The organism is Pseudomonas sp. PICF6 (assembly GCF_009831705.1).
Classification (GTDB): domain Bacteria; phylum Pseudomonadota; class Gammaproteobacteria; order Pseudomonadales; family Pseudomonadaceae; genus Aquipseudomonas; species Aquipseudomonas rhizophila.
This window is the reverse complement of the sequence record NZ_WUUD01000032.1, coordinates 48,451-57,582: the sequence shown is the minus strand read 5'-3', so window position 1 is coordinate 57,582 and position 9,132 is coordinate 48,451. Positions and strand designations below refer to the sequence as shown.

The window sequence follows — 9,132 nt, the reverse complement described above, 5'->3', positions numbered from 1 at the left end:
GGTGAGGGGCTGGTGTAGGTGTGGGGTGGCGGGGTATCGAAGACGGCGAAGCTATGCCCCCCCGTCAGCGCAGGGCAATTGAACAGCAGGCTGCAATAACCACACTTTTCCCACAGTACGTGATGCTCGCTCTGGGGCGGGCAATGTTCGGCTTTCGCTGCTTCATGCTCGGCGTGAACGCCCGCCGACATGTCCATTTCCATGTTCATGGTCATGGACGAAGACATGCGCTGATCCATCGGCATCGACTGAGAAATCAGCGGACCGATAAAGATCATCAGCATGGCGAACAGGCTGATCCAGCTGCCGCGTGTCAGGCTCATCAGCTGACGGCGGGGCATGACCGTCCTGGCGCGGGGCGTTCGCATGGGCAAAGGTGATCAGTGGGCGTGCGTTTGGGTTTTGCTGCTGTCGGGGGCTTTTTTCTGCACCGCGACATCGACCGTGACATCCCCCGCTTTTTCGAAATGCAGGGTCAGAGGGAAGCGTTTGCCGTCGCTGAGCAGGCTGCGATCCTCCAGCCCCAGCAGCATCACGTGATAAGCCATCGGCGCGAAGGTGACAGTCGCACCGGGGGCGATATCAACGACGGGCACCGCTTGCATTTTCATCAGGTCGTTTTGCATCACGTGTTCGTGGAGCTCGGCTTTGTCGGCAATCGGCGAATCGACGCTGAGCAGTTTGTCGGCGGTTGTGCCCTTGTTGTGAATCACGAAGTACGCGGCCACGGTCGGCGCATTGGGCGGCAACTCCTGGGACCATGGATGAGCGATTTCAAGCTCGCCCGCTTTGTACTGGTGAGCTTGGGCGAAGCCGACGGGAAGCAGCAGGGCGGCCAGCAGGATAAGTCTGTTCAGCATGGGTCATTCTCCGGAACGATTCAGGGCGCAGGGGCATGCGGGAAGAATCAGGCCAGAGGTGAGGCGCGGGGATTGAGGCTCGGCCATTGCTGGCGCGGTGTGGGGCTGTCGAGCAGTGGGTGGGCAGCGCCGCGATGGGCCGGCTGAGCATTCAGGTACAACTGCGGCTCGTGCCCGGTGAGCGCCACCAAGGGCGGCGACCCCGCACAGCACCAGCAATGCTGCATCGTCGAGTGATCGTCGTTCTGCGGCGTGCTCTGCTCGAGCTTGCCCAGGGAAATCGCCACCAGTTTCGTTCCGCTGGAAGAGCAGAAACTGCCCCACAGCAATTGCTCGGCTGGCGACTGGGCCTGTGCCATCGCACCACCGCTGCCGGAAAGCGGCATGGCAAGCATGTTGAACAGCACTGCGAAGCAGGCGATCCAGGCAAATGCAAGCCGTTGTCGGGACATGGGGCAATCCGCTCGATGGTCGATCAGGTGGCGGTATTTAGCCTGATCGGGGTTGATAAGTAAAAAGAGCACGTGCGGTGTAGGGTCGCAGGGCTTGGGTTAACAGTAGCAACAGATCTTCAAGGGAGTGCTTTTATGGCAAGGGATTTTGATCATCTCCGGCTCTGCGTTCAAAAGCAGAGTAGGGGCTTCATCATGTGTTTATAGCTTCGTGTCAGGGCCATAGCATTCCTTTGAAAATCTAGGGGTGTGCGCACTCTTTGTGGCGAGGGGATTTATCCCCGTTGGGGCGCGAAGCGGCCCTGGGTGCAGGGGACTGTCAGACCAAATGCCGAAGCCCCTGCAGCACCTCACCCACCGTCCCAAACTCCCGATCCACCCCCGGCAACACCGGCCGCTTCAACACCAACACCGGCAGCCCCCGCTCCCGCGCTACTTCCAGCTTCGGCTCGGTGGCCGTGCTGCCGCTGTTCTTGCTGATCAGCACATCGATCCGCCGCCGTTCGAACAGTTCGCGCTCACCGTCAATATGAAACGGTCCACGGGCACCTATGACTTCGCAGCGCTCATTACCGGGGTAAACCTCCAGGGCCCGCAGGGTCCAGAATTGCTCGGGCGGGATTTCGTGCAGGTGTTGCAGCGGCTCGCGGCCAAGGGTGAAGAGGGGGCGGTGGAACGGCAGCAGGGCCTGGATCAGTTCGGCCCAGTCGGCCACTTCGCGCCAGTCATCCCCGGCCTGGGGTTGCCATGCCGGACGGCGCAGGGCCCAGCAGGGAATGCCGCAAGCGCGGGCTGCGTGGGCGGCGTTGTGGCTGATCTGTGCGGCGTAGGGGTGGGTCGCATCCAGCAACAGGTCGATGCCTTGGTCACGAATGAATTGCGTCAGCCCTTCGGCGCCGCCGTAGCCGCCGACGCGCACCTGACAGGTCAGGTCGGTGGGAACGCGGCCGATCCCCGCCAGGCTGTAGAGGTGTGTTGGGCCCAGGGTGCGGGCGATGGCCAGGGCTTCGGTGATCCCCCCCAGCAGCAGGATGCGTTTCATTTGAAAGCTCCGGCGTGACCGACGATGCCGCCCTGGCGGTCGATGGCGAAGACTTCGACCTGGACCTGGGCCGGTACGATGCCGCGAGCGAAGGCCAGGGCGTGTTCGCAGACTGCGTCGCCGAGGGCGATGCCAGCGGCGCTGGCCATCGCCAGGGCTTGCTGGCTGGTGTTGGCCTGGCGAATGCCTTGCTGCAATGCCTCATCGGCACCGATGGCGGCTGCCCATTGCGCCAGTTGTGGCAGGTCGATACTTGAATGACGGCTGTGCAGGTCCATGTGACCGGCGGCCAATTTGCTGATTTTGCCAAAGCCGCCACAGAGGCTGAGCTTCTCCACGGGCACCTTGCGCACATGCTTGAGCACCGCCCCGACAAAATCGCCCATTTCGATCAGGGCGATTTCCGGCAGGTTGTAGACCCGGCGCATGGTGTCTTCGCTGGCGTTGCCGGTGCAGGCGGCGATGTGCAGGTAACCGTTGGTTTTCGCCACGTCGATGCCCTGGTGGATCGAGGCAATGTAGGCCGCGCAGGAGAATGGTCGGACGATGCCGCTGGTGCCGAGGATCGACAGGCCGCCGAGGATCCCCAGCCGGGGATTCATGGTTTTCAGCGCCAGCGCTTCGCCGCCCTCAACGTTGACCGTGACCTCGAAGCCGCCGGCATACCCGGCTTGCTCGGCCAGCCGTCCCAGGTGGTCGCCGATCATTTTACGTGGTACCGGATTGATCGCCGGCTCACCGACGTCCAATACCAATCCTGGCCGCGTCACGGTGCCCACGCCACGCCCGGCAATGAAGCGCACCCCAGGCTCGGTTATCAGCCTCACCTGGGAAAACAGCAGCGCGCCGTGGGTCACGTCCGGGTCATCGCCGGCGTCCTTGATCGTCCCGGCTTCGGCGCCTTGCTCGGTCAGGCGGCAGAATTCCAGGCGCATCTGCACGTGCTTGCCTTTGGGCAGCACGATCTCCACGGCATCGGCCTGGATGCCGCAAAGCAGCAGCCGGGCGGCCGCCAGACTGGTGGCGGTGGCGCAACTGCCGGTGGTCAGGCCGCTGCGCAGGGGCGCGGGTTGTTCGGCGGTTTCGTCACGCATCGAAGGGTTTGACCAGGTCGAGCAAGGTGATGGGCAATGCCTGGCGCCAGGTGTCGAACTCGCCCAATGGCTGGGCCTGGGCGATGTGGATACGGGTCAGTTCGCCGCCATGAAGTTCGCGCCAGTTCATCAGCGTCATCTCGCTCTGCAGCGTCACGGCGTTGGCCACCAGCCGTCCGCCGGGCTTGAGTCGAGCCCAGCAAGCGTCGAGCACGCCCTCGCGGGTTACGCCGCCGCCGATGAATACCGCGTCCGGCGGCTCCAGTCCTTCCAGAGCCTGCGGTGCCCGCCCGCGGATCAGTTGCAGACCGGGCACGCCTAGGGTGTCGCGGTTTCGTTCGATCAACCCTTGGCGGCCTTCGTCGGCCTCGATGGCCAGGGCTCGGCAACTGGGGTGGGCGCGCATCCATTCGATACCGATGGAGCCGCTGCCCGCCCCCACATCCCAGAGCAATTCACCGGGCATCGGGGCCAGACGGGCGAGGGTAATGGCGCGCACGTCACGTTTGGTGAGCTGGCCGTCATGTTCAAACGCAGTGTCCGGCAAACCGGCCAGGCGCGACAGGCGCAACGCCGAGGGTTCGGCGCGGCATTCGATGGCGATCAGGTTCAGGTCCGCGACGGTGGGATCGGACCATTGTGCCGCACAGCTTTCGATCCGCCGTTCGGCGGCGCCGCCCAGATGTTCGAGCACGGTCATGGGGCTGGGGCCGAAGCCGCGCTCGCGAAGTAGCGCCGCCACGGCGGCAGGACTGTGGCGGTCGTTGCTCAGCAGCAACAGCCGGACGCCTGTGGATAAGTGAGCGCTGAGTGCCGCCAGGGGCCGTGCCACCAGCGACAGGGTGACCACCTCCTGCAAGGGCCAACCCATGCGGGCCGCCGCCAGCGAACAGGACGATGGCGCTGGAATGACCCGCATCTGCTCGCCAGGCAGGTGTTTGGCGAGGCTGGCGCCTACGCCATAGAACATGGGATCGCCGCTGGCCAGCACGCACACGGGGTCTCCGCGCCGTGCCAGCAGCGGTTCGAGGGAAAATGGACTGGGCCACAGCTCCCGTTCACCGCGGATGCACAGCGGCAATAGCGCCAACTGGCGCTCACTGCCCAGAATACGCGAGGCCTGCAGCAAAGCGTGGCGAGCCGCTCGGCCCAGGCCCTTGAAGCCGTCTTCACCGATGCCCACTACGGTCAGCCAGGGGGTCATCTCTGTTCCTCGAATGGATAGGTTTGATCGGCGGGCTTGTTGCGCACGCGAACCGGGCCGCCATCATACCGTGCGCCTTCGGTTATGGCGTGGGCCGTTGGCAGTCTGCCGGCGTGCGGCGCCGATTCAGACAGACCGCTATCGCGAGCAGGCTCGCTCCCACAGTTTTGATTGGGGGAGGCACTAGGTTTGTGTTTGCCACAGGTCCCGCAGAGTCTGAGGCCGTCACAAATCCCCTGTGGGAGCGAGCCTGCTCGCGATGGCGTCGGCACATTCAACATCACCTTCTCAAGCAGGCAGCCGATTCATCGGTAGACGTATTTGAGGATATAGGCATACAGATCGTTGTAGACCGAGTCGGGTACGTGTTCAGCATGGGGCTGGGTCTTGAGCAGTGTCAGGTGGCACTCCTTTACCATTTCTTCGCGGTCGCCGATGAGGTGGAGGCGGTTGTTGGTGATGATCTCGAAGGCATTTGCATAAACCACCTTCGGTCCCGCGATGAGCAAAGTCCCGTCCGGATCGAGGGTATAGGTGCTTTGGGTGCGCAGGATCCGTTCCTTCAAAGGGCCGAACCCGCGCTCGTACAAGCATATCTGCGAGCCGCTGACTGCTTTGGCCGCCGTCTCGATAGCCAGCAGGGTCGGCTGGGCGTTGCCCAGGCTGGCATTGAGCGCCGATAGCGTGACGAACCTTTCCAGCTCCTGTTTTTCCAGGCTTCTGAGGGCTCTTTTGATACTCGATAGATGAGCGAACTCTTTTTTGCAGGCGATGATGTGGGTTTCCAGCTGATAGCCCGCTGCCGTGGCCATCGCCGGGAAGGCCGCGAAATCGATGCTGTCGAACGCGCATTCCATGATGATGTTGTATTTTTTCCTGAACGCCTCTGCGAAGATTTTCGAGCAAACCTCTCGAACAAAGGCCTCTGTATGCTCATAAGCATGCAGCACACCGTGTTTGATCATTTCGGCGTAGTGAGGGTGTTTTTCCCGGTACTCGGGCAGGTACAGGCGCACATGATTGTCGTAGCGTTGGGAGGGCAGGAGGCTTTTTTCCAGCAGATAGGTTTTACCCGATCCCTGCGATCCGGCGACGATCAGCATTTTGGGGACGGACTCGACCGTAATGCCATTGAACAGCGTGTCGGTGATCCCGGTGAATGCGGTCGTGACCTGTTCCGGGGTGTAGGCGTAATTCGATGTGTGTGGCATATCCTGATGTCCTTATCAAAGATTCCCATGAAGTGAAGTGAGTGGTTGCCCTTTGAATAAAGCGGGGTTTTGCGGCTTGTTCAAATGAGCATGTGTTCCAAGATATGTGCCTGTTTTTTAAGGTAAAAATCCCTACATGGAAGGCGCCGGAAACTTACGTCAGCGTGCCTGACACCGAACCCCTTTGGCGGGCTTGCTCGCGAAGGCGTTGGCACATTCAACATCACCCTTTCAGGTGGACCGCTATCGCGAACAGGCTCGCTCCCCCCGTTTTGTGGCCGTGATCGGCTCCCTGGCGCAGCGCGATGCCCGCAATCCGACCAGCAAGCTTTTCATGCCCCCCGGCAAAGCAGGCATAATGGCGGGCCTTCGCCGTTGCGGCGTGCCTTATCGACCGGTTTGCCCTTGAACGAACGTCCATCATCCAGCGTCATACGCCCCTCGGGTTGTCCGGGGTTGCTGCGTGTCGTCCAGGCGCTGGACGGAGGGATCTGCCGGATCAAGCTCGACGGTGGTTCCATCCAGGCGGATCAGGCCGACGCCGTGGCGTTGGCGGCCGAGCGGTTCGCCGGTGGCGTCATCGAGGCGACCAACCGCGCCAACCTGCAAATCCGTGGGATTGGGCCCCAGCACGATGCGTTGATCGAGCCCTTGCTGAACGCCGGACTTGGCCCCCGCAAACTGGCCGGCGATGACGTGCGCAACCTGATGCTCAGCCCCACGGCCGGGATCGACCGGCAGATGCTGCTCGATACCCGTCCGTTGGCCGCGCGGATTCTTTTCACCCTGCAAACCCATGAACGCTTCCATGAGCTGTCGGCCAAGTTCGCCGTGCAATTGGACGGCGGGGAAGGGTTGGCGATGCTTGAACATCACCATGACCTGTGGCTCTCGGCGCTGGTTCGCAACGGCGAACCGTGGCTGGCCTTCGGGCTGGCCGGCACCCCGCTGGATAAGCCGGACGGCGCTGTGGGCCTGGCCCAGGGACATGATTTGGTGGTAGCGGTGCTGGAGTTGTTTCTCGACCTGGCCCGTCCCGACCAGACGCGCATGCGTCACGTGCTGGGCGAAATCCCGAGGGATGAGTTCCTCGTCCAGTTGGCCCGCCGCGTGGCGTTGCAGCCCCCTCCGGATTGGCGGCGGGGCGAGTCCATCGACGGATTGCACATCGGCATCCATTCCCAGTACGACGACCGGGTCTACGTTGGCGCGGCGGCGCCTCTGGGCCGGCTCGACGCCGTCATGCTGCGCGCAGCGGCGCAATTGGCGCGGGGCAAGGGCGACGCCAGCCTGCGTTTCAGCCCCTGGCAGAGCCTGTTGCTGCCCAACGTGCGCCGCGAGGATGCGCCCGATGTGCTGGCGCGGCTCGAGGAGTTGGGGCTGTTGTGCTCGCTCGAGCAACCCCTGGCGCAACTCATCGCGTGTACCGGCTCCAGTGGCTGTGGCAAAGCCCTGGCCGACACCAAGGCCGATGCTCGTCAATTGGCCGAGCTGCTGCAACGCCAGGGCCGTGCCCTGAAGATCCATCTCTCGGGCTGTCCGCGTTCCTGCGCAGCGGCCCATGTCGCGCCCGCCACCTTGCTGGCGGTCGCCCCCGGTCGTTACGACCTGTATTTTCGCGATGCGACGCTGCCGGGTTTCGGCGCGTTGCAGGCGCACGATCTAACTATTGAAGCGCTCGGCCACTGGCTCGACGCTCGCCCCCGGAGCCCCCTTGATGCTTGATTACATCCGCGACGGTCAGGAGATCTATCGCAACTCCTTCGCGATCATTCGCGCCGAAGCCAACCTGGCGCGCATTCCGGCCGACTTGGAAAAACTCGCGGTGCGGGTGATTCACGCCTGCGGCATGGTCGAGGCCGTCGATGGCCTGCAGTTTTCCGAGGGCGCCGGCACGGCGGGACGCCAGGCGCTGGCCGCCGGTGCGCCGATCCTGTGCGATGCGCGGATGGTCAGCGAAGGCGTGACCCGGGCTCGCCTGCCAGCGAACAATCCGGTGATCTGTACCTTGCGCGACGAGAGCGTGCCGGCGTTGGCCCTTGAATTGGGCAACACCCGTTCGGCGGCCGCCCTGGAGCTTTGGCGTCCGCATCTGGAAGGCAGTGTCGTGGTGATCGGCAACGCGCCGACCGCCCTGTTCTACCTGTTGGAAATGCTCGATGCCGGCGCGCCGAAACCGGCACTGATCCTGGGCTTCCCGGTGGGCTTCGTCGGGGCCGCCGATTCCAAGGCGATGCTGGCAGCCAACAGCCGTGGCGTGCCGTTCGTGATCATGCAAGGCCGGCTCGGCGGCAGCGCCATGGCCGCCGCCGCCGTCAACGCCCTCGCTACGGAGATTGAATGATGCAGCAGCCTGGACGTCTGATCGGCCTCGGCGTAGGCCCCGGTGACCCGGAACTGATTACGGTCAAGGCCCTGCGCCTGCTGCGCGAATCGCCGGTGGTGGCGTACTTCGTCGCCAAGGGCAAGAAGGGCAACGCTTTCGGCATCATCGAGGCGCATTTGCAGGAGGCGCAGACGTTGCTGCCGCTGGTCTATCCGGTGACCACCGAAGCGCTGCCGGCCCCGCTGTCCTATGAACAGGTCATCGCCGACTTCTACGACACCGCTGCCGAGCAGTTGGCCGTGCATCTGGATGCCGGTCGTGATGTGGCGGTGATCTGCGAGGGCGATCCGTTCTTCTACGGCTCTTACATGTACCTGCACGATCGCCTGGCCGAGCGCTATGACGCCGAGGTGATTCCTGGCGTGTGCTCGATGCTCGGTGGCGCCTCGGTGCTGGGTGCGCCGCTGGTCTATCGCAATCAGAGCCTGTCGGTGCTCTCCGGCGTACTGCCCTTTGAGGAACTCAAGCGCCGCCTGGCCGACGCCGATGCGGCGGTGATCATGAAACTGGGGCGTAACTTCCCCAAGGTCCGGCAGGTGCTCCAGGAACTGGGCCTGGACGGTCGGGCGTTGTACGTCGAGCGGGCAACCATGGCCAACCAGAAGATCGTGCCGCTGGACGACGTCGAGCCCATGTCCTCGCCGTACTTCTCGCTGATCATCGTGCCCGGCGAACGGTGGCAGGGTTGATGACTTCCAAAGTGCCGGCCATTGTCATCCTCGGCCCGGGCAGTCTCGCCACCGCCCGACGGATCCAGCAGCGCTACCCTGACGCCCTGATTCACGGCCTGAGCGGACGGGTCGAGGGTGTGGATCGTCAATACACCGAGTTCGGCACAACGCTGCGCGAGCTCTACCAACAGGACACGCCGATCATCGCCCTG

General features: G+C 63.4%; 10 protein-coding genes and 1 pseudogene. 4 read left to right on the top strand and 7 right to left on the bottom strand.

Going from position 1 to position 9,132, the window contains the following annotated elements:
- From GSM73_RS20850 to GSM73_RS20820, 7 genes are all read right to left on the bottom strand, one after another.
- The coding region (locus GSM73_RS20850; RefSeq protein WP_256677055.1) for a DUF2946 domain-containing protein at positions 1–323 on the bottom strand (323 nt) is incomplete at its 3' end.
- A gap of 57 nt (positions 324–380) precedes the next feature.
- On the bottom strand, positions 381–860 hold the full coding sequence (locus GSM73_RS20845) for a copper chaperone PCu(A)C (protein WP_047227371.1): 480 nt from the start codon (positions 858–860) through the stop codon (positions 381–383).
- A 47-nt stretch (positions 861–907) separates the two neighbouring features.
- Positions 908–1,312, bottom strand: coding sequence for a DUF2946 domain-containing protein (locus GSM73_RS20840; RefSeq protein ID WP_160893708.1), 405 nt, complete (start codon positions 1,310–1,312; stop codon positions 908–910).
- A 319-nt stretch (positions 1,313–1,631) separates the two neighbouring features.
- A complete protein-coding gene (locus GSM73_RS20835) occupies positions 1,632–2,354 on the bottom strand; it encodes a cobalt-precorrin-6A reductase (RefSeq protein WP_160893706.1) in 723 nt (240 codons plus the stop codon).
- The gene (locus GSM73_RS20830) at positions 2,351–3,448 is read right to left on the bottom strand and encodes a cobalt-precorrin-5B (C(1))-methyltransferase (protein WP_160893704.1); all 1,098 of its coding nucleotides are present in this window, start codon (positions 3,446–3,448) and stop codon (positions 2,351–2,353) included. Before GSM73_RS20830 ends, GSM73_RS20835 begins: the two co-directional genes overlap by 4 nt.
- Complete coding sequence (gene cbiE, locus GSM73_RS20825; protein WP_076382854.1) at positions 3,441–4,652, bottom strand: precorrin-6y C5,15-methyltransferase (decarboxylating) subunit CbiE; 1,212 nt, start codon at positions 4,650–4,652, stop codon at positions 3,441–3,443. The genes GSM73_RS20830 and cbiE overlap by 8 nt, the downstream gene beginning before the upstream one ends.
- A 305-nt stretch (positions 4,653–4,957) precedes the next feature.
- Positions 4,958–5,863, bottom strand: a complete 906-nt coding sequence (locus GSM73_RS20820) for a zeta toxin family protein (protein WP_076382852.1) — start codon at positions 5,861–5,863, stop codon at positions 4,958–4,960.
- Between the two features lie 405 nt (positions 5,864–6,268).
- On the opposite strand from GSM73_RS20820, the gene cobG reads away from it, so the two are divergent.
- The 4 genes and pseudogenes from cobG to GSM73_RS27660 all read left to right on the top strand — a co-directional run.
- On the top strand, positions 6,269–7,588 hold the full coding sequence (gene cobG, locus GSM73_RS20815) for a precorrin-3B synthase (RefSeq protein WP_256677021.1): 1,320 nt from the start codon (positions 6,269–6,271) through the stop codon (positions 7,586–7,588).
- A complete protein-coding gene (locus GSM73_RS20810; RefSeq protein ID WP_160893700.1) occupies positions 7,581–8,207 on the top strand; it encodes a precorrin-8X methylmutase in 627 nt (208 codons plus the stop codon). The genes cobG and GSM73_RS20810 overlap by 8 nt, the downstream gene beginning before the upstream one ends.
- Complete coding sequence (locus GSM73_RS20805; protein ID WP_160893698.1) at positions 8,204–8,938, top strand: precorrin-2 C(20)-methyltransferase; 735 nt, start codon at positions 8,204–8,206, stop codon at positions 8,936–8,938. Before GSM73_RS20810 ends, GSM73_RS20805 begins: the two co-directional genes overlap by 4 nt.
- Positions 8,938–9,132, top strand: a pseudogene (locus tag GSM73_RS27660) (precorrin-3B C(17)-methyltransferase); the annotation flags it as partial. The gene GSM73_RS20805 and the pseudogene GSM73_RS27660, both read left to right, overlap by 1 nt.

What these genes read in the sequence shown, in the direction of transcription:
- GSM73_RS20845 (WP_047227371.1), bottom strand. Translation starts at nt 860, where the DNA reads ATGCTGAACAGACTTATCCTGCTGGCCGCCCTGCTGCTTCCCGTCGGC.
- GSM73_RS20840 (WP_160893708.1), bottom strand. Translation starts at nt 1,312, where the DNA reads ATGTCCCGACAACGGCTTGCATTTGCCTGGATCGCCTGCTTCGCAGTG.
- GSM73_RS20835 (WP_160893706.1), bottom strand. Translation starts at nt 2,354, where the DNA reads ATGAAACGCATCCTGCTGCTGGGGGGGATCACCGAAGCCCTGGCCATC.
- GSM73_RS20830 (WP_160893704.1), bottom strand. Translation starts at nt 3,448, where the DNA reads ATGCGTGACGAAACCGCCGAACAACCCGCGCCCCTGCGCAGCGGCCTG.
- cbiE (WP_076382854.1), bottom strand. Translation starts at nt 4,652, where the DNA reads ATGACCCCCTGGCTGACCGTAGTGGGCATCGGTGAAGACGGCTTCAAG.
- GSM73_RS20820 (WP_076382852.1), bottom strand. Translation starts at nt 5,863, where the DNA reads ATGCCACACACATCGAATTACGCCTACACCCCGGAACAGGTCACGACC.
- GSM73_RS20810 (WP_160893700.1), top strand. Translation starts at nt 7,581, where the DNA reads ATGCTTGATTACATCCGCGACGGTCAGGAGATCTATCGCAACTCCTTC.
- GSM73_RS20805 (WP_160893698.1), top strand. Translation starts at nt 8,204, where the DNA reads ATGATGCAGCAGCCTGGACGTCTGATCGGCCTCGGCGTAGGCCCCGGT.